The following is a 23412-nucleotide window of genomic DNA, read 5'->3' as shown; positions in this document are numbered from 1 at the left end:
CCCAATTCATTGCCCTGGGAGGATTTAACCTTTCTGCGGGTTGTGTATGCTTATGGGCAGATAAATAAATGAGGTAGCTAATAATGGATACACGTAGTCAACTGGCTCCGATCGGGCCTGAATTTTCTCGCATGATTTGCGGTTATTGGCGGCTGATGGAATGGGACATGACTCCGGCGCAATTGTTGACTTTTATCGAGCAACATATTGAGTTGGGTATCACAACTGCGGATCATGCTGATATTTACGGCGGTTATCAATGCGAACAGGCATTCGGGCAAGCATTACGTCTTAAACCCTCCCTACGCAGCCAACTGGAGTTAGTCAGTAAATGTGGCATTGCCACCACAGCTAAGCCAGAGCATGCCTTGGGACATTATATTACTGACCGCTCTCATATCATTGAAAGTGCAGAACAATCTTTGACGCATCTGCATACAGACTACCTTGATTTGTTGCTAATTCATCGCCCAGATCCATTGATGGATGCAGACGAAGTGGCTGAGGCATTCACTCAGTTACACCAAAGCGGCAAAGTAAAACATTTTGGCGTTTCAAACTTTTCGCCTGCGCAATTCAGTTTACTGCAATCACGGCTGCCATTCTCATTGGTCACGAATCAGGTAGAGATTTCACCGCTGCATCAGCCCGCGATTGTGGATGGGACACTTGATGCTTGCCAACAGTTGCGTATTAAGCCCATGGCATGGTCTTGTTTGGGCGGTGGCCGCCTGTTTAGTGACCCTGAGTTCCAAACATTGCGTAATGAATTACAGACAGTAGCGGACGAAATCGACGCTGAAAGTATTGAACAAGTGGTTTATGCCTGGGTGCTACGTTTGCCTTCGGCGCCATTACCAATTATTGGTTCTGGTAAGATAGCGCGGGTTAAATCCGCATGGGCGTCACTCTCTCTCACAATGACACGCCAGCAATGGTTCCGTATTCGCCGTGCTGCGCTGGGCTATGACGTGCCTTAAGTGAGTTCTCTGCGCCAGCGAGCTTCAGGCTGGCGCAACTTTATCTTTCTCATCAGCACTATTTTCCTCGCCAGCACTATTTTCCTCACCCGGCACTGCCAACTGAAGTTGAGTCAGCGAGCAATACAATCGCCAGATAAGCCCGGCCAACTCTCGGCCAGAGGCATCCGGATATTGTCCTAGAATTGCATTCATGCGCTGTAATTCCTGCAACGTGGCTTGCAGTGAACTGGGCTGAACACCTTTTTCGGTCATGCAGCCTTTCAGACAGTGAATACACACATCCCGCACCGCGGATAAAGGGGCTGAAGTGGTTTGCCAATCACGCAACTGCCACACCACATGGCTGCAATTGAGCAGCACCATGCCCCAGCGGAGCAGCCACAAGCGCGCCGGTTGATCTTTGCTGAGATTGAGTTGATTAATGCGGTGATATATCAGTGATTCAAACTGACTCTGGCTTTGTTGCGGATGGCTGCTGAGCTGGTCGATAAAATCACGCCGTAACATACGAATAATTCGCCGACTTTTGCGTTTATCGGAGCTAGGGCGCAGTAGCTGAAATGCAACGCCCGCCAACATGACGCCCACTAGCTTGCCGAGGTTATCATTTAGAAAGTCTTGGTAATCATAGCTGGGCGGGTTGGTCACACTCAGAAACGACCCCATAAAAACAATCAATTGCCCCCACAGGGCGGTATAAGTCGGATGCTGAAGTTTCATCATTTGCATGGTGATTAGAATCGGGAATAACAGCACGGCAAATTGCCAAAAATCATCAAGTTGCACCATCACGCCAAACTTCAGAATAAAGCAGCTAATAGAGAGCAAAACAATGGCTTTCAGTAGCGTGGCAATACTTTCTGTCGGTGAGGGAGTGGCGGAGTAGAGCACGCAACTCACCGCCGCCAATGCCAGCGCGGCACTGCCTGAGCTCCACTGAGTATGTATCCAGAATGCACAGCCGATAACAATGCAAACAAAGGTTCTCAGACCATTATAAGCGGCCTCATAAGTATCAGTATGGCGCGCCAATGAGGTCACTGGCGGCGGTAACACCATGCCGATTTCAGGTTCTTTATCCAGTTGCGCCAGCCAGCGATTCACCTGCAAATAAAGCCAACAAAAATGCCGCAATCTTAACCAAAAAGCCCGATGGCGATAATCAAACTCATCATGAGGAGCAATTTGTTGCAGGATCTTGGCTATCTGGTATTTATCACAGCCCGGTTGCTGCAAGGCCGCTAGCAATTGCGCGAGCACGGCTGGCAGATTCTCTGGCGGCAATGGCCAGTTAACTAGCATGCGGCGCAAACTGGTAATCACGCTGGTGATGCGTAGCTGGCGATGCAGAATAAAATTCAATACATTATTTTGCCGCCGTAAGCGGTAATGGCTCCAAAAAGCCTGAATACGCAGCAGATTCATGGTGAGGATCTGCCCAATGACTCCCTCATGTGAAGTGCGAATTTGTGGCGTTTGTTCGGTTTGCCACAATAATTCTGCGTGTTCCAGCAAGCGCGATTGCATACGGCGCAATGATGTCAGCAGTGCTTCGCCGTCTGAAGTGCTGGGGAGCAGCATCATCATCAGACCGCCGCAGAGAATGCCGGTAATCACCTCACAGACTCGGGCCTGGGCGATATCAAAGATTTGTTGTGTGTCAGTGGTATTGACGGTAGAGAAAGCGATGATCGCGGTGGTGTAGCCGGCTAAAGCAAAAGCATAGGAAACGTTATTTTGATAGTGATTTGAGACAAATGTGCACAGGCCAATCCAAGTGGCAATGACAAAAGTAAACAGCCAGGGGTCATTTAGGCAATGGCCGGCAATTATCAATGATGCCGCAGCACCAATCAGGCTGCCAATAACTCGCCCGATACTCTTGCTGATGACGCCCCCGATGGTCGGGAAACTGACCACCGCTGCGGAGGTCATCGCCCAGTATGGCTCATCTAAATTCAGCGTAAACGCAATCCATAGGGATAAACACATAGCCAGCGAATTACGCAGTGCGTAACGCCACTGACCCGCATTAGCCTTGCCCCAAGGCGTTTGTTGCCATGAGGGGAGAGTGAGGCGCATGGTTTAATCCACCAGCGAAATGGTGCAGGTGGTGCCAGCAATCAATGTGACATCAGCCGGGACATCCAACAATTTAATCCTCACCGGAACTCGCTGTGCCAGACGCACCCAGGGCACATTCGGTTTCACATCCACTAATAAATTACCGCCAGTATCGACACTTTGGTCATAAATGGCGCGCCCAATACTTTCCACCACTCCCTGTAAAGGAATGTTTCCATTATACAAAACAATATTAGCTTTATTACCTTCTCTAATGTGTCTGAGCTTAGTTTCTTCGAAATAGCCCATCACATAGAATGAATCAGTATCGATTAGCGCGACTAATGGCGTACCGGTAGTGGCATAGTCACCTACGCGGGTTTGCAAGTTGGTGATGTACCCGTTGGTTGGGGCATAAATGTTAGTTTTGCTAAGGTTCCACTTCGCTTGCTCGAGGCTTGCCAACGCGCCTTGATAGGCCGCTTTCATGCTGTCCGCTGTTAGGTTGGCGATATCAAGATCTTCACCTGAAATGATGTTTTTGGGTAAGTTTCGGCGACGTTCGGCCTCATGATTGGCTTTAGCTAATTCAGCCTGAGCACGCACTACGGCCGCTTGAGCATTATCCAGAGCCAATTGGTAGGGTTGTGGGTCAATCACAAATAATAAGCTACCCGAGCTTACCAACTGGTTATCATGAACTAATATTTTAACCAATCGACCAGAGACTTCTGGTGTGATACTGACTAATTCTGCCCGGACTTTACCATCGCGAGTCCAGGGTGATTGCATATAATAATTCCACATCCACCAACCGGCACAGAGTGCGAGGGCGAACACGATGACTGAAGAGAAATATTTAAGTGACGGATGATTCATATCAATTTACCAACTGGCTAATATCCATAAAGAAACGCTGACCGCAATGACAAAAATGGATAGATCCATTAATATTGGATGCCAGATATCACCAGAGTAGATCCAATTCCGCAGCACATGATGGATCAATAGCCATAGCACCAAACCGAGTATAACTGCCTTGAATATTGGTGGGAAATAGATAGACGCACCTAATACCAAATCTGATAAGGGTGCCTTTGCGGATAATATTGATACATACATAAGGTTAATCCTTAAGTGGTAATTTAAGTAAATTCATAAATATTTTTAAAGGATTTTCCGTATTTATTGCTATTGTCCTAGCATCGACGGTATATATACATTTGTGTTTTTAATGTTAATTACTCAAAATAGACTGGACTCTGGTAGTTATGCTAGCACGCTAAATAAAAGGAGGGGCAATTGGAATCGACATTAGGATCTGATTTAGCACGATTAGTTCGCGTTTGGCGCGCACTGATCGACCATCGGTTAAAACCGTTGGAACTGACCCAAACGCATTGGGTTACCTTGCATAACATTAATCGTTTACCACCTGAGCAATCACAGATTCAACTGGCAAAAGCGATTGGTATCGAACAACCATCATTAGTTAGAACCTTAGATCAACTGGAGGAGAAAGGTCTAATTACACGCCATACTTGTGCAAATGATCGGCGTGCAAAGAGGATAAAACTGACGGAACAGTCTTCACCGATAATAGAGCAGGTTGATGGAGTCATACGTTCCACCCGCAAAGAAATTCTTGGGGGGATCTCAGCAGATGAAGTTGAAGTATTATCTGGCTTGATTGATAAGCTCGAGAGAAACATTATTCAATTACAAAGTAAGTAAAATAAAGCGTTACGACTCTATTCACAGCAGAAAGAAAATTTTTAGCCGTAAAAATAAGCCAGAGATCGTTATGATCTCTGGCTTTTATCGATGACATCACGCGTGTGCTGTTATTAATGCACTGTTACTGATGTATTGTCGCATGCGGTATTAATTAACGCGGGCTAACAGTGACGGTGCTACCACTGCTGGCGAGCATAACGCGCTGGCCAACGCTAAAGCGGGTTGGGCCTTGTTTCTGAACCACCAGAATGGTTGTGCCATCATCTTTACGCACTTCAAGTTGCACGCCGTCAGTACGGTTCATTGCACCCTGAACACCTTGTCCTGCCATACCACCGGCCACTGCGCCCGCTGCGGTCGCCAGGCTACGTCCGGTACCGCCACCCACAGTATTCCCCAGGAAACCACCCAGAACAGCACCACCGATAGCGCCCATAACATTGTTGTCATCGCCGCCTTGGATGGTGACCGGACGAACGGAAAGCAATGTGCCGTAAGTCACCGTCTGTACTTGTTTGGCTTGTGATGCACTAAAAACGTCACCAGACAAGGTGCTGTTGTTGGCACAACCGGTTAGAGTTACCGCAGCAATAGCGATGGCGATTAATGGCTTGATCATAAAAACTCCTATTAAAATGCATAACCGTATTAGGGTTCAGTATGTCTGGTATATCCAAATCCAGCCTATTGACGGCCTAGTATTTGCATAAAGTATGGCTTACCCCAGTATTTATTTCACTACTTAACTTATTTTTGATGGTCGTTTAAGTTTTCGACCACATTAATGGATCCGCAGCTTAGCGGGTGATAGCTCAACCAATATTAAACGGCGGTTTAACTTTCTTAAAGTCAGAAATATCATGCTGTAAACGAAAATGTCAGCATCAATAACTTTTATGTGATTCTTCCTGCAAATAGAAAACCTTCTTTAAGACATGCCCCTATGGCGGTATACACTTAAAAAAGTATATCTTTTCATGGTGTTAATTTTATTATTCTGACTAAGCTGGCGTAAAGTCTTGTTGCTATTTTGTCCCTCAACGGGAAATAAGGTCATTGCTATGAAATCAGGCCGTTTTATTGGAGTTATGTCAGGAACCAGTCTGGATGGCGTTGACGTCGTGCTGGCTGCCATTGATGAGCGCATGGTGGCTCAGCAGGCCAGTTATTGCCACCCGATGCCGCTACAGCTGAAGAACGACATTCTTGGCATGTGCCAGGGGCAGTCGACCACACTATCCGCAGTGGGTAAGCTCGATGCCCAATTGGGGATGTTATTTGCCGAAGCCGTGTTGGCGCTATTGGCCAAAGAGGGGTTGACGGGGCAAGATATCACCGCCATTGGCTGTCACGGGCAAACAGTATGGCATGAGCCGCTGGGAGAGCCGGCCTTTACCCTGCAATTAGGTGATAACAACCGTATTGCTGCCATGACAAAAATTGCCACTGTCGGGGACTTTCGTCGCCGGGATATGGCCTATGGCGGGCAGGGCGCACCTCTGGTTCCGGCCTTCCACCATGCATTGTTAGCCCATTCCACTGAGCGGCGGATGGTGTTGAACATTGGCGGCATTGCGAATTTATCTCTGCTATTACCTGATTCGCCGGTGCGCGGTTTTGATACCGGGCCTGGGAATATGCTGATGGATAGCTGGATTTGGCGCAATCGCTCCTTACCTTATGACAAAGACGCCGCTTGGGCCCAGTCAGGGCGGGTTAATCAGCCACTCCTGAAACTAATGTTCAGTGATCCCTACTTTGCCAAACCCGCGCCGAAAAGCACCGGGCGCGAATATTTCAATGCAGGATGGTTGGATGAGCAATTGACTAAAATTCCGGGCATAAAACCTGAGGATATTCAGGCGACATTAGCGGAGCTAACCGCACTGTCTATTGCTGAGCAAGTGCAGTTAGCCGGAGGCTGTGAGCGGTTATTGGTCTGCGGGGGCGGGGCGCGCAACCCATTAGTCATGTCGCGGATGTCAACCTTGCTGCCGGGTACTGAAGTGTGTGTCACCGATGATTTTGGCGTCAGTGGCGATGATATGGAAGCATTGGCCTTCGCCTGGCTGGCATTCCGAACTTTATCCGGTAAATCGGGCAATTTGCCCTCGGTGACCGGCGCCAGTTGTGAGACCATTTTAGGAGCTGTCTATCCTGTATCCTTACGATGACAGTGTTAAGCTGCCCTAGGTTACGCTGGTTTATTCACGCAATAAGGACGGCAAAATGAAATATTTAATGGGCACGACAACCATCTTCGGCGCTGTGGCCGTATTGATGCTGGCGGGGTGCAGTTTGGTAGAACCCACGAAGAGCGAAACCTTGCATTATCAATGTGGCACCACCAAGCTGAAAGTGTTGCAAGACAATAAACAAGATAAAGTCAGCTTTGTTTTAGATGGTGAACAACTGACCTTGCCACAAGTGCGCGCGGCGTCTGGTGCCAAATACAGTGATGGTCACTATACTTTCTGGTCGAAAGGGAATACGGCTTTTGTTGAGCGTGACGAAAAAGTCATTATCAATGACTGCGTATTGATAAAATAAATACTTTGATCAAGTAATCAGGCTGTTGCTGGCTCAAGGTGATTGTGATTCTGCTGCTGCAAGGGCAGAATAATAATCACTGCTTTCCTGTGCATGATCGAGCTTACATGACTGACAAGAATGAATTTGATGTGGCAGACTCGCGCCGTGAATATATTCGCGGTGGTCTACGCCGTAGCGATTTAACCGAAAATCCATTGGAGTTGTTTGAGCGCTGGCTCAAACAGGCCTGTGATGCACGCTTGCCTGACCCGACGGCCATGTGCGTGGCCACCGTCGATGCGAATGGTCAGCCTTATCAGCGGATTGTGCTGTTGAAGCATTATGACGATCAGGGTTTGGTGTTTTATACCAACTTAGGCAGTCGCAAAGCGCAGCAATTAGCTGAAAATCCGCATATCAGTTTATTATTCCCCTGGCATATGCTCGACCGACAAGTCATTTTCCTTGGTAAAGCAGAGCGCCTTTCCACCCTCGAAGTGTTGAAATACTTCAGTTCCCGTCCGAAAGACAGCCAGATTGGCGCTTGGGTATCCCAGCAATCTTCACGAATTTCTGCCCGAGGGGTGCTGGAAAGTAAATTTTTCGAGCTAAAGCAAAAATTCCAGCAAGGTGATGTGCCGCTGCCCAGTTTTTGGGGCGGGTTCCGCGTTAAATTCGACTCAGTCGAATTCTGGCAAGGCGGCGAACACCGGTTGCATGACCGTTTTATCTATCAACGGGATGCAAATGCATGGGAAATTGACCGTTTAGCGCCCTGAGAATGATGAAATTCTGGCGCTCGTGCGGCGGGCGCTTTATTCTATGCCTTTCCTTTAGCACCCTTCGTAAAAGACAAATTTTTGTAAAAACAATTTTTGTGAAAAACAATGGAGTCGTTGATGACCAGCAGCAACCTGATTAAACAATTGCAAGAGCGGGGCCTCGTTGCCCAGGTTACGGATGAAGACGCGTTAGCAGAGAGACTGGCGCAAGGGCCAATTTCACTGTATTGCGGGTTTGATCCGACCGCAGACAGCTTGCATTTGGGTCATCTGGTTCCGTTGTTATGCTTAAAGCGCTTCCAACTGGCGGGGCATCGCCCGGTCGCTTTAGTCGGTGGTGCCACCGGTATGATTGGTGACCCAAGCTTCAAAGCCAGCGAACGTAAACTGAATACTGAAGATACGGTGAATGAGTGGGTGGAGAAAATTCGCCGGCAAGTGTCACCATTCCTGGATTTTGAATGTGGTGAAAACAGCGCTATTGCCGCCAACAACTATGATTGGTTTGGTGGCATGAATGTGCTGACTTTCCTGCGTGATATCGGTAAACACTTCTCTGTTAATCAGATGATTAATAAAGAAGCCGTTAAACAGCGCTTGAATCGTGACGACAGCGGTATTTCATTTACTGAGTTTTCCTACAATTTGCTGCAAGCTTATGATTTTGCTTGCCTGAATAAAGCGCACGGTGTGGCGCTGCAAATTGGGGGTTCTGACCAATGGGGTAACATTACCTCGGGTATCGATTTGACTCGCCGCCTTCACCAGCAGCAGGTTTATGGTCTGACCGTCCCATTGATCACCAAAGCAGATGGCACCAAATTCGGTAAAACTGAAGGTGGCGCGGTATGGCTTGATCCGCAGAAAACCAGCCCTTACAAATTCTACCAGTTCTGGATCAATACCGCAGATGCTGACGTTTATCGCTTCCTGAAGTTCTTTACTTTCATGAGTTTGGAAGAGATTAATGCGTTGGAAGAAGAAGATAAAAATAGCGGCAAAGCCCCGCGCGCTCAGTATGTGTTGGCAGAAAATGTCACGGGCATGGTGCATGGCGAAGAGGGGCTGGCGGCGGCTAAACGTATCACCGCAAGTTTGTTCTCCGGTGATTTAAACCAGATGACAGAAGCTGACTTTGCTCAGTTGGCGCAAGATGGCATGCCGACCATTGAACTGACCCGTGATGCTGATTTGCAGCAAGCGTTGGTCAATGCGGAGTTGGTTCCGTCCCGCGGTCAAGCGCGCGCCATGATTAACTCTAATGCCGTGGCTATCAATGGTGAGAAACAATCCGATCCGGAATACACGTTCACGGATAGCGATCGTCTATTTGGGCGCTATACCTTATTGCGCCGTGGCAAAAAACATTATTGCCTGATTAGCTGGCTGTAAGAGTAAAAGAAAATAAGGGGCAAGTGTGCTCCTTATTTTTTTGCTGATGGTTTATTCACTTTAGGCCGTACCAATGAAAAATATACTTTCAATTCAGTCTCATGTTGTTTTCGGCCATGCGGGTAATAGTGCGGCTGAGTTTCCTATGCGCCGGATGGGTGTTAATGTCTGGCCTCTGAATACTGTCCAGTTTTCGAATCATACTCAATATGGTCACTGGACGGGATGTGTCATGCCAGCCAGCCATCTGACTGAAATTGTTCAAGGTATTGCCGATATTGATCGGCTGAAAGATTGTGATGCCGTATTGAGTGGTTACATTGGTTCACCGGAACAAGGCGGCCATATCTTGGCGGCCGTTGCGCGCGTCAAGCAGGCCAATCCTAATGCCTGGTATTTTTGTGACCCGGTCATGGGACATCCTGAAAAAGGCTGTATTGTCGCACCGGGTGTAGCAGAGTTTTTCTGCCAAGAGGCATTACCTGCCAGCGACATTATTGCGCCTAATCTGCTCGAACTGGAGCAACTCAGTGGTGCGCGAGTCGAAAATGTCGAACAAGCTGTTAAGGTCGCCCGTGACCTTTGTGTTAAAGGGCCGAAAGTTGTTTTGGTCAAGCATTTGAGCCGCGCCGGCTATAACCTGGACTGTTTTGAAATGTTATTAGTGACCGCTGATGATGCCTGGCACATTAGCCGCCCGCTGGTGGATTTTGGTACACGCCAGCCAGTCGGTGTGGGTGATTTGACGAGCGGATTATTGCTGGTCAATTTGCTCAAAGGCGAACCATTGGATAAAGCGCTTGAGCATGTGACTGCCGCAGTCTATGAAGTGATGCTGAAAACTCAGGAGATGGGTGAGTATGAACTTCAGGTGGTTGCGGCGCAGGATGCGATTGTTAATCCTGGCTGCCAATTCACGGCGACGAAATTATAATCTGTTGCTAAAGTGCCCCTTAATCAGGGGCACTTTAATCCCGCTAATGACTTATTTCTTTATATCTTTTCTGCTGCCAAGGCTTCTTTTACTGCCGGGCGGCCAGCTACCCGCGCCATATATTTGTCTAAATGGCTGCGCTGCTTAATATCAAGCTTCAGTGCATTCGCCCAACGGGTGACCGTAAATAGATAGGCGTCGGCTACACTGAATTTTGAGCCTAACAGATAATCATGTTTTGCTAATTCGCTATCGACGTAGCTGAATTGTTTATCCAGCCGCTCACGAGCAATCGCTTTATATTCATCGGGTGTTTTCGGGTTAAACAGTGGGCTGAAGCCTTTATGTAATTCAGTCGCCACGAAATTTAACCACTCAATGGCGTGATAGCGAGAAAGGGTGCCTGATGGTGCAATTAGCTGACGATCGGGCACGATGTCTGCCAGATATTGCACGATAGCCACACCTTCGGTGAGTAGGCTTCCGTCATCCAGTAACAGAGCAGGAACTTGTCCTTTTGGATTGATGCGCAAATAGTCTTCACCCGTTTCAGTTTTTTTAGTCGCCAGATCGACGCTTTCAATACTGAAATCTAGCCCCGCTTCACGTAATACAATATGGGGGGACAAAGAACAGGCACCGGGTTTATAGAACAATTTCATCACAGACTCCTTAATAGCGAACTGAAAGATAAAAGCTTCTATTAATCCTAAGGCAGGGAGGTAAAAAATGCAGCTAGTACAATGTAATATAATTATGCGGGAAGTAAGAAATTGACCTACAGCAGTGAATTTCCGCCACTGTAGGCCATCCATGACAGTTATTTTCTGTCAGTGGACGAGTTGTTACCGTGGTGGACGTGTGCTGATAGAGGCTGACCAGCTAAAGGTGGTTGTGCTTGGTGCTGTTTTTTTGGTTTTTCTTTCTACGCGGGTTAACTTGGCGATTTGTTCTCGGGCGTTCATGATTTTTTCTATTGCTTCGTCTTTGACTTTATTTTGTTCTGAATTGGTTAGTGCCCTTCCTAAATTTATCCTGGCTTTATCGAGTTGCGTTTTGACATCGCGTTGCTCACTTTCGGTCATTTCTTTTAATGTCAGCTTTTTCATTTTTTTTGCCTTGTTTGCATCAGTCACACACAGTGTACAACCTTATTCTGTGCGGGGATGTAAGAGATTGCGATCCAGGCGACATTAATCACCATAAAAGCCTGTTAGCGACTTTAAAAAAAACCATTTAAGGGCTGTTCACTGAGACATTGCCTGGAGAGCGACGCGTTGCCACCAGTGACAGTGTCACAGAATTCAGTTGTTACTGTCATCAGTTATTGCCGCTATCAATGATTACAGCAGGCGCGAACCATAACCCCACAATAAGACAGTGAGGCCCAGAAGTAACTCTAACACCAGCACCCCGATGGCAAAGGTCGAGCCGGAGAAAATAAAACCTTCTTGCCGGTCAATGTTCAGGAAAGTGGGGATCCCCAGATACATCAGATAACCGGCATAACAAAGTGCAATCACCCCGACCAATAAGCACAACCAGATGATTGGGTAGAGGGCAACTACACCCGCCAAAAACATCGGTGTGGCGGCATATCCAGCGAACAGAGTACAATTTTGCCAACTCGGTCGGCTTTCATAACGGCGGGCCATCCAGTAAATGACCCGGCCCATCAGTGCCACGGCGGCCAGAATCAGCACATAGAAAATCACAGCAGAATAGAGCGCGGTTAGCGGGGTTAGTTTTATGCTCTGGCCGTCACCAAAGCTCCAACCGACTTGCGTGGTGCCGATAAATGCGCAAATCACCGGGATAGCCGCCATCAGGAGAATGTGATGAGCATACATGTGGCGTACGCTTTCGCCCTCACGTTTGATTTGCTGTAATTCCTGACCGGGATGGGTCATAAGTCCCCAAACATGGTTGATCATAAATCACCTCATTATCACCGACTACAGTAAGCTTCTCGGGGTTAATGCACCTGGAACACTTTAAAGTGTAGTTTATTTTTTGTACAAAAGAGGGGCGTTATTCACATTGGCTGTGGTGATAATGGAGATATCAATTGAGTAAATGTTTAAGATTAAACCGTGACATTAATTAATGCGTTAATTACCGGAGCCGCTATGAGTATTCAGGGAAATGATAATCGAATCGATAATATAGAGTTTGCTGTCAGTGATATTGCCCGTTCGAAAGACTTCTACGGGGCGGTTTTTCAGTGGCGGTTTACGGATTACGGGCCGAGCTATTGTGAATTTACTGATGGTCGATTGACCGGGGGTTTTACTTTGGGCGAGGTTAAGCCCAATGGTGGGCCACTTGTCATTCTCTATGCTGATGATTTAGCACAGACGCAAAAACGTCTGGAACAGGCGGGTGCCAAGATTGTTATTCCGGTATTTGCTTTCCCCGGTGGGCGGCGTTTCCACTTTACCGATCCAGACGGCTATCAGTTGGCGGTATGGTCAAATAACTGACCGCCCGCGGATGTTAAACAAAAAAACGCTCCCGAAGGAGCGCTTTTAACCAACCAGCAGATTAAACGGCTGTGGCGGACGGTGCTTTGTTGCTGTCACTCGGTGCTAATGTCATGCGATATAATTTTGGTGCAGTCAGCATCATCAGAACCGCGATGATAGCAGTTACAATACCAATCTGCATAAACACATGGCTATAGATGGCCAGTGATGCATGGGCGTCAGTGATATCACTTGGCACAGCGGTCAATGCGGCAACTTTACCGGCGATCATCGCGGCAGCCGCGGTGGTCAGGAACCATGACCCCATGATGAAGCCCATAAGGCGCTGCGGCACTAATTGCGCCACCATTGCCAGACCCAGGCCAGAAATCATCAGTTCACCAATACTTTGCAATGCATAGCTGAGGATTAACCAATTGACAGAGACAATACCGTGTTCGTTAGCTAAGCTTGCGCCCCATGGCAGTACCAGGAAGGCGGCGGAGCAGAGCACCATGCCGAAGGCAAATTTGTGCGGCATGGGCAGGCTATCGCCCATTTTGTTATAGATTGCGGCCAGTATTGGGCTGGCAACCATAATCCAGAATGGGTTCAAAGCTTGAAATTGTTCCGGCTCGAAGTTAATCCCCAAGATGGAGTGTTCAACGTTATGAATGGCGAAGAAATTCAGTGATGTTGGCATTTGGCTGTACAACACAAAGAACACCACCGCTTCCAGCATCAACAGGAATGCCACAATCATTCTACGGCGCGCGATGCCGTGCAGTGAAAATGTCTCTTTGGCAAAAATACAGATGATGCCGAGAGACACCAGCGCCAGCGCCCAGCGGGCAACTATTTGGTTATGCAGCAGCCAACTGGACAGCGCAATCAGCGCTACCACGCCGACCAGTACCATCAGCAGCTTTTTAAATTGCAACGGCGCGAAGTCAGGTTTAGAACCTTGATTTTTCACCCATTTACGGCAGAACCAGAAGTTCACCAGAGTGATTAGCATCCCAATAACACTCAGTGAAAATGCGACGCTCCAGCCATATTTCACTGCCAACCATGGGGTTGCCATCATAGAGAAGAACGAACCTATGTTAATGGACATATAGTACATGGTGAATGCACCGTCCAAACGCGGGTCGTCTTTGTTATAGCAGGTTGACAGCAAGGAGGATGGGTTGGCTTTGAATAAACCATTACCAACAGCAATGGTTGCCATGCCCAGATAGACCCAGAAAATATCATGGCCGGAGTAGGCTATCATGGAATACCCCACCGCCAGCACCAGCGCACCCAGCACGATAACGCGTTTCGCACCGAGAACTTTATCCCCTAACCAACCACCAATGGCAACGAAGCCATAGACCAGGGCGCTGAAAGAGGAGAATAAGGTTATCGAATCGGCTTCGCTCATCCCGAGCATTTTTACCAGATAAACGGCCATGATCCCTTGCAGGCCGTAATAACCAAAACGTTCCCAAAGTTCTATAGAGAAGATCAGATAAAACGCTTTCGGTTGCTTGAAAGCATTCAAACTGATTTCGGGTTGACTGCCGTTTGGTGGCTGTTGGCTATCTTTTGGTTGTTGATGGTTGTTTGCTGTTGACACGGAAACCCCTGTTTTCACTACCTGACATAGATATAAATGACAGAAAAGACAAAAGTGAATGCGCGAGATGGCATCCTTTTGCGTTGTTATAAGATGTTTAGCGGCGGTTAATGTTCACTATCTTTGTCAACGAGACAAGGGTTTTGCAATGTTCTGTTACATTTATCCCAGTCAGCGCGATGCAGCTATGTTGCAAATGTTATGCAGAATTAACGTTTATGTTTTAGCTCTTTGGCGATTTTTTGTTTTGATTAAAAGCTGAACTGATTTTATTCAGGCATATATTCTGCTATTTACCCATTTCATGGTTCATATCGTTAAATGTATGTGAATAGTCAAATCAATATTGTGCTTATAATGAAAAGTCTGAAATTATCCAAAATTAGGTTAAATGTTAATCAGGCAAGTTCTTGAGTCGAGCAGCAAACTGAGTGCTGGATCCCAGAGTTATGTAAATTTTTGGTCTAAAAAACGGCAGTGCGGCAAAACACCGGATGGAAGCACGATGGTATACTGCATCGAATCATGAAAATCTGAGATTTTGTATGGATATCAAACAGCTTATCTATCTGTGTAATTTGGAGCGCGAACGGCACTTTGGTCGTGCAGCAGAAGCCAGCTTTGTCAGCCAGCCAACTTTGTCAATGCGCTTGAAAAATCTGGAGCGGGAGCTGGGTGTGCCACTGATAAACCGTGGCAATAATTTTGAAGGATTTACTGCTGAAGGTGAGCGAGTTTTAGCCTGGGCGAGAGAAATTGTCTCTGTCTATCAAGGATTAAAGCTGGAGGTGGAATCACTTAAGCACGGTCTGAATGGCACGCTACGGATTGGTATAGTGCCGCAATGCAGCATTTCATTGGCGCAATTGCTGAAAAGTGCCAGTGAGCGCTACCCCCATCTGGACTATCGGGTCTCAGTGTTAAGTGCTGATCAACTGCTGGAAGCCCTGACGGGGCACTCGGTTGATGTGGGAATCGGTTTTTTCGAACTGAGCACTTTGAATGAACTGCATTTTCAAGCTCAACCGCTCATTGATGGTGGGGTTGAGTTGCTATTCCACCCGGAACATTTCCCTGAATTGATTGGCACTGAGCCGCTAACACTTTCCCAGGTAGCCGCATTGCCACTTTGTTTGGCGGAGCCGAGCCGCTATTTCCGCCGCTATCTGGATAATAATTTTCGCGATGCAGAGCTGTCATTACATATTCGGCTGGAAAGCACCTCTATCTTCCAATTGCTACAAGGGATTTTTGTCGGCTTGGGCTGTGGTTTATTCCCGCAAGGCAGTTTGCTGGAAGAAATGTCCCCAGCGTTACAGCGCAGGTCGGTGGATATTCCTAAGATGAACCGCCATGCTGCGGTGGCGGTAGCTGAGCCAGGGCGGGTGACACCGCTGGCCCAGCACTTCTTTGATGTTGCCCAAGAATGGCTCATTATCCACCGAGAATAATGGTAGCAACGGGGCTTGAGTCAAACAGTTTGCCCCAGTGTATGGCGTAGGCGGTTGGCCCAGCCCGCCGAGGCAATACAAAAAATAATACTGAGTAGCTGTTTATCACTGAGACCCAAGGCCAGCAACGGGCTAATATGCTGGTGGCTAAAGCGCTCCGGGGCGCGGGTCAGCTCGGCCGTAACAGAGATAAGCTGATGAGTCATTTGTTTATTGGGCTGGGCGGCTAATGCACTGTCAATCAAAGCCGAATTAATCCCCATCTGTAGCGCGGTTAATAATGAGTTATTTCCGGGCAGTTGTTGCAAATTATGCTGATGCCGGGTTTGGCAATAGAGGCTGCCGTTGATTCGGGCACTGACCAGCGAGACTAATTCCTGCCAGTCAGATTCGCTGGTCGGTGAAAAGGGAACTCGCGCTGGGTTATCTAACTGCGCGGTAATCGCGTTATAGGCTGACAAACTCTCTTGATGGTATGCGAGCAGTTGGTTGAGTGTGACCTCGACATCAACCGGTGATTCTTCTGCGGTAATAGACTCATTTTCCGCCAGTGAGGACAACCAACCTTGCCATTGTGGCTGACTTTCGGGTAATGGGCTTGAGGGGGCATCCTCCATCCGCGGGAAACCGGGCAGCATGACGGTCGGATAACCCGCTTGAGCAGAAAAACCGGCGACAACTCTGGCCTGAAAACCGATAAAACCAATTATCTGCGATAAAACAATAATATCTGCATTTGTCAGCCCCACCTCTGCTAACTGTTGCAGCGCATGCCGGTCAATCAAGGTCGGCTGGCTGGCGAGTTGGCGTGCATACTGGGTGATTTGTGTGAGCCGTATATTACTTTCCCGCGAGGCATCCGGGCTGGAAAGTGGGGTGAGGCGGGCGGCATAGTGGCTGCATAATCGTTGGACTCCGGTAACCTGAGCAACAGTCAAGGCGCTACTTAACCGGTCATACAGAGAAAAGGTATTTTCGGGGTCTAACGCCACAACCGGAGGGAAAAGCGCCTGATACATGGCATCTGAAGCAGATAAAATTGCGGCATGGTGTTGTAAGATATCACCTAAAGGGGTGGGGATATCGTTGGCTAAGCCGAGCAGGAAGACACCTTGTTCAATGAGGTTTTCACCATGATAGGGATTGCTGATGTTACCGCTATGTGCCGTGTCATTTTCGTCGGTAATTTGCGCGCTAATAGCCCGGCCACTGCGCTGAGTTTCATGATACCAATGAGCATTATCTTGCCGTCTAAATTGCACCATAGTGACCTCCAAGTTAAGGGCAGCAACACGCCAAAGTTAAAAAATGTAGGTGACACGCCGCAGCCCCTTGCGACGGGTGCGGATGAATGATGAACAGGGCGAGTCGCGGGGTATCTGGTTGGGCGTTATGGCAGAAGCGGGGGTTCAGCATCGGCGAAATATCCTGTTGTTTTATAGAATGAACACAGTGGATATCATTACCGATTGGGTTTGCGAGATAAAATAACGTTAAACCATAATCAATAACCAAAAGTAATAACATATTATTATATATAACAAAAATGTTATTACGTTAGCCAGTAACCGGGTAAAGGGCAGCTTAGGAGTATAAAAAAACCGCGATCAAGAGATCGCGGAGTCAGATTCAATATCGCCAAAACCGAGTTGGCGCTCATGGTCAGCAGTGAGTCAGTCAGAAGTTCGCGGTATCCCGCCGCCAAGCATCTGCGGTGAGCGCTTCACCAAAATGACTGGAAATCAATCGTTTGGTCAAGTCATGCAAGGGCGCTGCCAGCACTTCGGCGGTGCTGCCGCGCTCCACCACCGCCCCTTCATGCATCACAATCACCTGGTCACTGATATGTTTCATCATGCCCAAGTGCTGGGTTACATAAATATAGGATATGCCGTGTTTTTCCTGTAATTCCAACATCAGATTAATAATCTGTGAGCGCATGGACATATCCAACGAGGCCAAAGCTTCATCGGCAACAATCACTTTAGGTTGCAGGATCAAGGCCCGCGCCAGTGCGATCCGCTGCTTTTGGCCGGAGGCTAACATATGAGGATAATAATTAGCATGATCCGGCAACAGCCCCACTTGGCGTAACGTCTGGTAAATGCGCTGTTCGCGTGCCGCGGCATCTAAATCGGTATTCAGTTTCAGCGGCGCATCCAGCAATTGACCAATACGCTGACGGGGGTTCAATGAGGTGCTGGGGTCTTGGAAAATCATCCGGATACGCTGGCTGCGATAAGCATAATCGCCATACACCAGACGATGGTCATCAATCAGCAATTCACCGTCGGTCGGCTCAATCATGCCCGACAGCATTTTCGCCAAGGTGGATTTACCCGAGCCATTTTCACCAATCACCGCCAGAGTCTGGCCTTCGCGCAAGGTAAAACTGACCGATTTAACCGCCTCGACATGTTGACGGCGAAATAATCCGGTACGATAACGGAAAGTTTTGCTCAGATTTCGGACTTCGAGCAACGTCTCGGCCATTATTGCTCCTCCAGATTTAAGGGGAAGTGGCAGGCAAAGGCGTGGTTTTTCACCAAGCGCAAGCGCGGTGTTTCAATGCAGGTTTTCTGTGCATAAGGGCAACGCGGCCCCAGACGGCAGCCAATCGGCAAATGTTCCAGCGACGGAATGGCTCCCGGCAAAGTATTCAGCCGACTTTTATGTGGCAGAGCGCGACCAAAGTCGGGCATGGCGCGGATTAGCGCTTGAGTATAAGGATGGTGCGGGGTAGCCAACAGATCTTCGCAAACTGCACTTTCTACAGTCTGACCGCAATACAGCACATTAACCCGAGTGGCCCATTTACTCATCATCTGTAAATCATGGCTTATCAGCAAAATCGTGGTGTTGTTATTTTGATTAAGTCGCGCCAGCAGGCGGAAAATTTGCGCTTGAGTGGTCGGTTCCATCGCATTGGTCGGCTCATCGGCAATCAACAAGCGGGGCTGATTGGCCAGCGCGATAGCAATCATCACTTTTTGGCATTCGCCTTCTGTTAACTCATAAGGATAACTGTGCATAATATCTTTATGGTCTTTAATCCCCACCCGGTGCAGTAGCTCGATGGCCCGACGTTTGCGCCAATGAAATCGTTGCCACCAGCGGCCTTTGTATGTCCAGCCGGGGATAGCTTGCACCAATTGCTGACCAATACTTTCGGATGGGTCTAGACAAGATTGCGGTTCCTGAAAAATCATCGAAATATTATGGCCGATCACCTTGCGGCGCTCACGCGGAGTCAATTGCAATAAATCAATGTCATCAAAACGAAAGCGGTCAGCGGTAATGCGCCAATTGTCTTTGCTCACTCCACAGATGGCTTTAGCAATCAAACTCTTACCTGACCCTGACTCGCCGACCAGCCCGCGAACCTCACCCTCAGTCAGGGTAATACTGATGCGGTCAACGGCTTTCACCATTCCTTCAGCGGTCATAAACTCAATCGTGAGGTTGCGAATATCAAGTAACGGCATTATTCGACTCCATATTATTCAACACCCGCATTAATCGCCCGGCGCATACCATCACCTAATAGGTTAACCAACAACACACTGACCAAAATGGCTCCGCCGGGCAGCATTACTGTCCACGGGGCGACATAGACTAAATCCAGCGAGTCCCCGAGCATCGCGCCCCATTCCGGTGAGGGTAATTGTGCGCCCAAATCGAGAAAACCCAATGCCGCAATATCTAAAATCGCCATCGATAACGCCCGGGTAAATTCAGTGACTAACACCGATGCAATATTAGGAAAAATGGCGTAGGCCAAGATATGCGGGGTGGAAGCGCCGTCCAGACGAGCGGCAATCACATATTCTTTATCCAGTTCATCATGCACGGCGCTATAAATGGTGCGCACCATGCGGGGTAACAGTGCCAGCCAGACGGCGAACATCGCGTGCTCTAAACTGGGGCCGACAAAGGCCACCACAATGATGGCCAGCAACAGTGATGGAATAGAGAGCAATGTATCCAGCACGTGATTAAGAATCGCCGAACGAAAACCATGGGTGATGCCCGCAAAAACCCCCAACACCACGCCACACAGGGCTGCCGCCACCGTCACCAGCAGCGCGGAGCCGTAAGTCGATGCCGCACCGGCCAATAAGCGGCTTAAAATATCGCGCCCTAAATCATCAGTGCCCAGAAAGAAAGAGACATTACCGTAACGTGACCAGGAGGGCGGCAGTAATTGGTAGCCCAAAAACTGTTGGTCGAGGGCATAAGGGGCCAGAGTGCTGCCCAACAGACACAGGGCCAACAACCCCAGGACACCGTAAAACCCCACCATCGCCAGGCCATCAGCATAGAAAAGCCGCCAGGTATACAACAGCGGGCTGGGCATTTTCTTCTCGCGGTAGACATTATCGAAGGGCATACCATTCCTTATGCTTTAACGGCGTCATCATCGCGCCCAGAATATCCGATAGCACATTAACAACGATAACCAACGAGCCGACTACCATCACTCCTGCGGAGATAGCGGCGTAATCTTGTTGACGAATGGCGTTGATAAGCCAGCGGCCTAGCCCCGGCCAGTTAAAAACCACTTCGGTTATCATCGCCAATGTCAGCATGGTTGAGAACTGCAAGCCCAATTTCGGAATGATGGGGGGCAACGCATTGTGCAGGACATGTCGGTGAATAATGGTGAAGCGGGATAAACCGCGGGTGGCCGCCGCCTTAATGTAGTTTTGCCCGATAACATCATCGGTGCTGGTGCGCATTAAGCGGATAACTTCTGTGGTGGGGGCCACGGCTAAAGCCGTGATGGGCAAAATCATGTGCTCAAGCGCACTGAGCATCATCTCTTTACGATAGGGCGAGGTTGATAACCAGGCATCGACCAAGGCCAGCCCGGTGACGGGTTTGACTTGATACAAGAGATCAAACCGCCCAGAGACTGGCAGCCAGCCCAAATGCAGTGAAAAGAACAGCATCAATAACAGCGCAAGCCAAAACACCGGAATAGAGAAACCAAGAAGCGCAATTGAGCTAATGGCAATATCAGCAAATTTGCCGCGCATCACCCCGGCAATAATTCCCAGCGGAATGCCGACAAACAGGGCCAGAGTAAAAGCTAAAACACAGAGTTCCATGGTGGCGGGGAAAGCTTCGCGTAATTGCTCACTGATCGGCTGACCATTAATGCTGGAAACACCAAAATCCCACTGGAACAAGCTGCTGAAATAGAACTGGTAAGCATCCAATAGCGATGCGCCGCTTAACGGGCCGTGAGGGGTAAAATAGCTCAGACTAAAACTGACTAATGACAACATAAACAACGTTATCACCAGCAGCAATAAGCGCCGTAACGTAAAGATTATCATGGCTTTTTACCCTCGTCGCTCTGACTTCCGCGAGATTGACTTTCGCGAAACACACCGGCAAAAGAAGAATTACCAAACGGGCTTAACACTAAACCTTTAATATCATATCGGTATGCTTGCAACCGTAAGGATGACGCCAAGGGTAACAATGGCAGCTGTTGCTCCAGAATACGCTGGGCCTGCTGATAATATTCAATACGTGCCGATAATTGCTGGGAACGTAAGGCTTTTTGCAGTAATTCATCAAATTCAGGGTCACACCAGTGAGCATAGTTTGTTTGCGAACGAATTGCTGCACAGCTTAATAATGGGCGGAAGAAACTGTCCGGGTCATTACTGTCGGTTGACCAGCCAGAGAGTGTTAGGTCGTGGTTCATCTCCATCAGGCGAGCTTCCTGGAAGCGGCCTTCGACTGGCACGATATTCACCGTAATCCCGACTTGCGCTAAATCGGCCTGTATTAACTCGGCTGTTTTTAACGGGCTGGGGTTATAGGACTGCGATGCCGTCGGCACCCATAAGTTGAGTTGCAGTTTAGTAATGCCCAGTTCTTTGAGAATTTCTTTGGCTTTTTCTGGATTATATTCAGTTACTTGAGCCTGATTATCATAAGCCCAGGATGCTCGAGGTAAAATGGACGCTGCGGTTTCAGCTGTACCGTAATAGATTGATTGCATCAATCTTTGGTTGTTGATTGATAAAGCTATGGCTTGCCGGACGCGTTGGTCATTTAGCGGCGGTTTGCGGGTATTAAAGGCCAAATAGGCGACGTTCATTCCTGGGCGTAGCGTCAGGCGCAGGCGGGGATCATCGCGTAAAATAGATAACTGGCTCGCGGCTGGATAGGCCAATACATCACATTCGCCGGTCAATAATTTGGATAACCGACCGGTTCCTCCTACGCCCAAGTCAATGACGACCTGCGGCATGCGCGGCAAACCTTTCCAATAGTCACTGTTACGGGACAAGCGGATATATTGCCCAGACCGATATTCGTTTAACAAGAAAGGGCCAGTGCCGACTGGTTCGCGGTCAATTTGTTCTTGTCGGCCCTTTTGGGCTAAGACATCAGCATATTCAGCTGAAAGCACTGGCGCATAATGGGTCGCCAGATGCCAAAGAAAGGACGCATCGGGGGCTTTCAGTTTAAATTCAACCGTATAGTCATCAAGCTTTTGGACACTTTGTACCGCGTCAGCAAATTGCAAACTATCAAAGTAGGGATATTCACCACCGTTGACATCATGATAAGGATGCTTTGGATCAAATACTCGCTGAAAACTGAAAACGACGTCATCAGCATTCATTTTTCGCGTGGGAGTAAACCAATCAGTGGTCTGGAAAGGAACATCTTTACGCAAATGAAAACGGTAGGTCGCGCCGTTATCCAGCACTTGCCAGCGCTCTGCTAATTCAGGAATTAACCGGTAAGTATAAGGGTCGACATCCAGCAAACGGTCATAAAGCTGCGCCGCGAGAGTGTCGACGGTTAATCCGCTACTGGCCATCTGTGGGTTGAAAGTATTCAGTATCCCACTGACACAATAGACAAATCCACGCTGGCGGATATCCGGCAGTGGTTGAGTGGGGGCGGCGGCCGGGGTAGGTTGCGCCAGTGCTGGGGTCGCAAGGCAAGCCAGCGACAGCATCCAAATCGACAGCATCCAAATAAATAAAGCACGCATAAACGCTTCGCAGTCAGTAAGCAATACTCTCATTGTACCGTAATCTGACACTCCCCCCAATCCATTGAGCAAAACAACTGCGCCGTCTGCTGCTTGTTGCAGCAATAAACAGTAAATGATGGTTTATTCATTGGGAAATCATGGATGTCTATCGTTAGGCGGAGAGATATTTTATTCTGAGGTCGCGCATAATCTCATCATAATCAGTATGGTAATGAGAAAAATTCTCAACAAAGTGTTTGCAAGTGCTATTGATAACCATTATCATCGCTTTGCTCTTCGGGACAAGGCCTAAAGTTTCAGGCTTTTGACAGAAAAGCACGACATTGCTCACATTGCTTCCAGTGTTTTTTAAGCCAGCTCGGGTGCTGGCTTTTTTTTTACCTATGACTCCCTTATATATTGATAACAAGTATCAATCCCA

General features: G+C 48.3%; 24 protein-coding genes. 10 read left to right on the top strand and 14 right to left on the bottom strand.

What is annotated here, in order from left to right:
- Nucleotides 1-83 precede the first annotated feature (83 nt).
- Nucleotides 84-980 (top strand): aldo/keto reductase, encoded by an 897-nt coding sequence (locus DXZ79_RS11020; RefSeq protein ID WP_120011275.1) that lies wholly within the window; start codon nt 84-86, stop codon nt 978-980.
- A 24-nt stretch (nt 981-1004) separates the two neighbouring features.
- Here the strand turns inward: DXZ79_RS11020 and DXZ79_RS11015 are convergent, their stop codons facing one another.
- Genes DXZ79_RS11015 through DXZ79_RS11005 form a run of 3 tightly spaced genes read right to left on the bottom strand, consistent with a single transcriptional unit; the run spans nt 1005 to nt 4169 of the window.
- A complete protein-coding gene (locus tag DXZ79_RS11015) occupies nt 1005-3065 on the bottom strand; it encodes an FUSC family protein (RefSeq protein ID WP_120011274.1) in 2061 nt (686 codons plus the stop codon).
- Nucleotides 3066-3068: 3 nt separating this feature from the next.
- Entirely contained in the window at nt 3069-3926 is an 858-nt protein-coding gene (locus tag DXZ79_RS11010) for an efflux RND transporter periplasmic adaptor subunit (protein ID WP_038632670.1), read from the bottom strand.
- A 6-nt stretch (nt 3927-3932) separates the two neighbouring features.
- A complete protein-coding gene (locus tag DXZ79_RS11005) occupies nt 3933-4169 on the bottom strand; it encodes a DUF1656 domain-containing protein (RefSeq protein ID WP_032819688.1) in 237 nt (78 codons plus the stop codon).
- 180 nt (nt 4170-4349) lie between these two features.
- Between DXZ79_RS11005 and rovA the strand changes: the two genes are divergently transcribed.
- Nucleotides 4350-4781 (top strand): virulence master transcriptional regulator RovA, encoded by a 432-nt coding sequence (gene rovA / locus DXZ79_RS11000; RefSeq protein WP_038632673.1) that lies wholly within the window; start codon nt 4350-4352, stop codon nt 4779-4781.
- A gap of 154 nt (nt 4782-4935) precedes the next feature.
- Here rovA and DXZ79_RS10995 read toward each other — a convergent pair whose 3' ends face one another.
- Nucleotides 4936-5403, bottom strand: coding sequence for an outer membrane lipoprotein (locus DXZ79_RS10995; protein WP_038632675.1), 468 nt, complete (start codon nt 5401-5403; stop codon nt 4936-4938).
- A gap of 442 nt (nt 5404-5845) precedes the next feature.
- On the opposite strand from DXZ79_RS10995, the gene anmK reads away from it, so the two are divergent.
- The 5 genes from anmK (at nt 5846) to pdxY (ending at nt 10424) form a co-directional block, all read left to right on the top strand.
- Nucleotides 5846-6958, top strand: coding sequence for an anhydro-N-acetylmuramic acid kinase (gene anmK, locus DXZ79_RS10990; RefSeq protein WP_120011273.1), 1113 nt, complete (start codon nt 5846-5848; stop codon nt 6956-6958).
- Between the two features lie 55 nt (nt 6959-7013).
- Nucleotides 7014-7334, top strand: coding sequence for an MliC family protein (locus DXZ79_RS10985; RefSeq protein ID WP_038632679.1), 321 nt, complete (start codon nt 7014-7016; stop codon nt 7332-7334).
- Between the two features lie 107 nt (nt 7335-7441).
- Nucleotides 7442-8095 (top strand): pyridoxamine 5'-phosphate oxidase, encoded by a 654-nt coding sequence (gene pdxH, locus DXZ79_RS10980; RefSeq protein ID WP_050291723.1) that lies wholly within the window; start codon nt 7442-7444, stop codon nt 8093-8095.
- 120 nt (nt 8096-8215) lie between these two features.
- Nucleotides 8216-9490: a tyrosine--tRNA ligase gene (tyrS, locus tag DXZ79_RS10975; protein ID WP_050291684.1), complete on the top strand. Its 1275-nt coding sequence runs from the start codon at nt 8216-8218 to the stop codon at nt 9488-9490.
- Nucleotides 9491-9563: 73 nt separating this feature from the next.
- The gene (gene pdxY / locus DXZ79_RS10970) at nt 9564-10424 is read left to right on the top strand and encodes a pyridoxal kinase PdxY (protein WP_038632683.1); all 861 of its coding nucleotides are present in this window, start codon (nt 9564-9566) and stop codon (nt 10422-10424) included.
- Nucleotides 10425-10483: 59 nt separating this feature from the next.
- Here the strand turns inward: pdxY and gstA are convergent, their stop codons facing one another.
- From gstA to DXZ79_RS10955, 3 genes are all read right to left on the bottom strand, one after another.
- Complete coding sequence (gstA, locus tag DXZ79_RS10965; protein ID WP_038632685.1) at nt 10484-11086, bottom strand: glutathione transferase GstA; 603 nt, start codon at nt 11084-11086, stop codon at nt 10484-10486.
- 183 nt (nt 11087-11269) lie between these two features.
- Nucleotides 11270-11533, bottom strand: coding sequence for a YjbD family protein (locus tag DXZ79_RS10960; protein ID WP_004706625.1), 264 nt, complete (start codon nt 11531-11533; stop codon nt 11270-11272).
- A 234-nt stretch (nt 11534-11767) separates the two neighbouring features.
- On the bottom strand, nt 11768-12358 hold the full coding sequence (locus DXZ79_RS10955; RefSeq protein ID WP_072082674.1) for a Yip1 family protein: 591 nt from the start codon (nt 12356-12358) through the stop codon (nt 11768-11770).
- Nucleotides 12359-12553: 195 nt separating this feature from the next.
- Between DXZ79_RS10955 and DXZ79_RS10950 the strand changes: the two genes are divergently transcribed.
- Entirely contained in the window at nt 12554-12907 is a 354-nt protein-coding gene (locus DXZ79_RS10950; protein WP_050291686.1) for a VOC family protein, read from the top strand.
- Between the two features lie 61 nt (nt 12908-12968).
- On the opposite strand, the gene dtpA is transcribed toward DXZ79_RS10950, so the two are convergent.
- Nucleotides 12969-14510, bottom strand: a complete 1542-nt coding sequence (gene dtpA / locus DXZ79_RS10945) for a dipeptide/tripeptide permease DtpA (RefSeq protein WP_038632689.1) — start codon at nt 14508-14510, stop codon at nt 12969-12971.
- A 545-nt stretch (nt 14511-15055) separates the two neighbouring features.
- On the opposite strand from dtpA, the gene DXZ79_RS10940 reads away from it, so the two are divergent.
- Entirely contained in the window at nt 15056-15961 is a 906-nt protein-coding gene (locus DXZ79_RS10940) for a LysR family transcriptional regulator (protein WP_120011272.1), read from the top strand.
- Between the two features lie 20 nt (nt 15962-15981).
- On the opposite strand, the gene DXZ79_RS10935 is transcribed toward DXZ79_RS10940, so the two are convergent.
- Nucleotides 15982-17226, bottom strand: coding sequence for a CMD domain-containing protein (locus DXZ79_RS10935; protein WP_038632693.1), 1245 nt, complete (start codon nt 17224-17226; stop codon nt 15982-15984).
- Between the two features lie 82 nt (nt 17227-17308).
- Here DXZ79_RS10935 and DXZ79_RS20665 point away from each other — a divergent pair, with 82 nt between their 5' ends.
- Nucleotides 17309-17452, top strand: coding sequence for a hypothetical protein (locus tag DXZ79_RS20665; protein WP_155409527.1), 144 nt, complete (start codon nt 17309-17311; stop codon nt 17450-17452).
- 186 nt (nt 17453-17638) lie between these two features.
- Here the strand turns inward: DXZ79_RS20665 and sapF are convergent, their stop codons facing one another.
- From sapF to sapA, 5 genes are read right to left on the bottom strand one after another with little or no spacing between them, the layout of a single operon-like run.
- On the bottom strand, nt 17639-18454 hold the full coding sequence (sapF, locus tag DXZ79_RS10925) for a putrescine export ABC transporter ATP-binding protein SapF (protein ID WP_120011271.1): 816 nt from the start codon (nt 18452-18454) through the stop codon (nt 17639-17641).
- A complete protein-coding gene (sapD, locus tag DXZ79_RS10920; protein ID WP_038632697.1) occupies nt 18454-19446 on the bottom strand; it encodes a putrescine export ABC transporter ATP-binding protein SapD in 993 nt (330 codons plus the stop codon). Before sapD ends, sapF begins: the two co-directional genes overlap by 1 nt.
- A 14-nt stretch (nt 19447-19460) precedes the next feature.
- Complete coding sequence (gene sapC, locus DXZ79_RS10915; protein WP_038632699.1) at nt 19461-20351, bottom strand: putrescine export ABC transporter permease SapC; 891 nt, start codon at nt 20349-20351, stop codon at nt 19461-19463.
- Nucleotides 20338-21303, bottom strand: coding sequence for a putrescine export ABC transporter permease SapB (sapB, locus tag DXZ79_RS10910; protein ID WP_038632701.1), 966 nt, complete (start codon nt 21301-21303; stop codon nt 20338-20340). The genes sapC and sapB overlap by 14 nt, the downstream gene beginning before the upstream one ends.
- On the bottom strand, nt 21300-22988 hold the full coding sequence (gene sapA / locus DXZ79_RS10905) for an ABC transporter substrate-binding protein SapA (RefSeq protein ID WP_038632703.1): 1689 nt from the start codon (nt 22986-22988) through the stop codon (nt 21300-21302). Before sapA ends, sapB begins: the two co-directional genes overlap by 4 nt.
- Nucleotides 22989-23412 lie beyond the last annotated feature (424 nt).

Source organism: Yersinia rochesterensis, assembly GCF_003600645.1.
GTDB classification, from domain to species: Bacteria; Pseudomonadota; Gammaproteobacteria; order Enterobacterales; family Enterobacteriaceae; genus Yersinia; species Yersinia rochesterensis.
Note: the sequence above shows the minus strand (reverse complement) of the source record. Positions and strands in the feature narration are given on the sequence as shown.

Bases quoted from the DNA above. Each gene is read 5' to 3' on its own strand.
- DXZ79_RS11020 (WP_120011275.1), top strand. From the start codon at position 84: ATGGATACACGTAGTCAACTGGCTCCGATCGGGCCTGAATTTTCTCGC.
- DXZ79_RS11015 (WP_120011274.1), bottom strand. From the start codon at position 3,065: ATGCGCCTCACTCTCCCCTCATGGCAACAAACGCCTTGGGGCAAGGCT.
- DXZ79_RS11010 (WP_038632670.1), bottom strand. From the start codon at position 3,926: ATGAATCATCCGTCACTTAAATATTTCTCTTCAGTCATCGTGTTCGCC.
- DXZ79_RS11005 (WP_032819688.1), bottom strand. From the start codon at position 4,169: ATGTATGTATCAATATTATCCGCAAAGGCACCCTTATCAGATTTGGTA.
- DXZ79_RS10995 (WP_038632675.1), bottom strand. From the start codon at position 5,403: ATGATCAAGCCATTAATCGCCATCGCTATTGCTGCGGTAACTCTAACC.
- anmK (WP_120011273.1), top strand. From the start codon at position 5,846: ATGAAATCAGGCCGTTTTATTGGAGTTATGTCAGGAACCAGTCTGGAT.
- DXZ79_RS10985 (WP_038632679.1), top strand. From the start codon at position 7,014: ATGAAATATTTAATGGGCACGACAACCATCTTCGGCGCTGTGGCCGTA.
- pdxH (WP_050291723.1), top strand. From the start codon at position 7,442: ATGACTGACAAGAATGAATTTGATGTGGCAGACTCGCGCCGTGAATAT.
- tyrS (WP_050291684.1), top strand. From the start codon at position 8,216: ATGACCAGCAGCAACCTGATTAAACAATTGCAAGAGCGGGGCCTCGTT.
- pdxY (WP_038632683.1), top strand. From the start codon at position 9,564: ATGAAAAATATACTTTCAATTCAGTCTCATGTTGTTTTCGGCCATGCG.
- gstA (WP_038632685.1), bottom strand. From the start codon at position 11,086: ATGAAATTGTTCTATAAACCCGGTGCCTGTTCTTTGTCCCCCCATATT.
- DXZ79_RS10960 (WP_004706625.1), bottom strand. From the start codon at position 11,533: ATGAAAAAGCTGACATTAAAAGAAATGACCGAAAGTGAGCAACGCGAT.
- DXZ79_RS10955 (WP_072082674.1), bottom strand. From the start codon at position 12,358: ATGATCAACCATGTTTGGGGACTTATGACCCATCCCGGTCAGGAATTA.
- DXZ79_RS10950 (WP_050291686.1), top strand. From the start codon at position 12,554: ATGAGTATTCAGGGAAATGATAATCGAATCGATAATATAGAGTTTGCT.
- DXZ79_RS10940 (WP_120011272.1), top strand. From the start codon at position 15,056: ATGGATATCAAACAGCTTATCTATCTGTGTAATTTGGAGCGCGAACGG.
- DXZ79_RS10935 (WP_038632693.1), bottom strand. From the start codon at position 17,226: ATGGTGCAATTTAGACGGCAAGATAATGCTCATTGGTATCATGAAACT.
- DXZ79_RS20665 (WP_155409527.1), top strand. From the start codon at position 17,309: ATGAATGATGAACAGGGCGAGTCGCGGGGTATCTGGTTGGGCGTTATG.
- sapF (WP_120011271.1), bottom strand. From the start codon at position 18,454: ATGGCCGAGACGTTGCTCGAAGTCCGAAATCTGAGCAAAACTTTCCGT.
- sapD (WP_038632697.1), bottom strand. From the start codon at position 19,446: ATGCCGTTACTTGATATTCGCAACCTCACGATTGAGTTTATGACCGCT.
- sapC (WP_038632699.1), bottom strand. From the start codon at position 20,351: ATGCCCTTCGATAATGTCTACCGCGAGAAGAAAATGCCCAGCCCGCTG.
- sapB (WP_038632701.1), bottom strand. From the start codon at position 21,303: ATGATAATCTTTACGTTACGGCGCTTATTGCTGCTGGTGATAACGTTG.
- sapA (WP_038632703.1), bottom strand. From the start codon at position 22,988: ATGCGTGCTTTATTTATTTGGATGCTGTCGATTTGGATGCTGTCGCTG.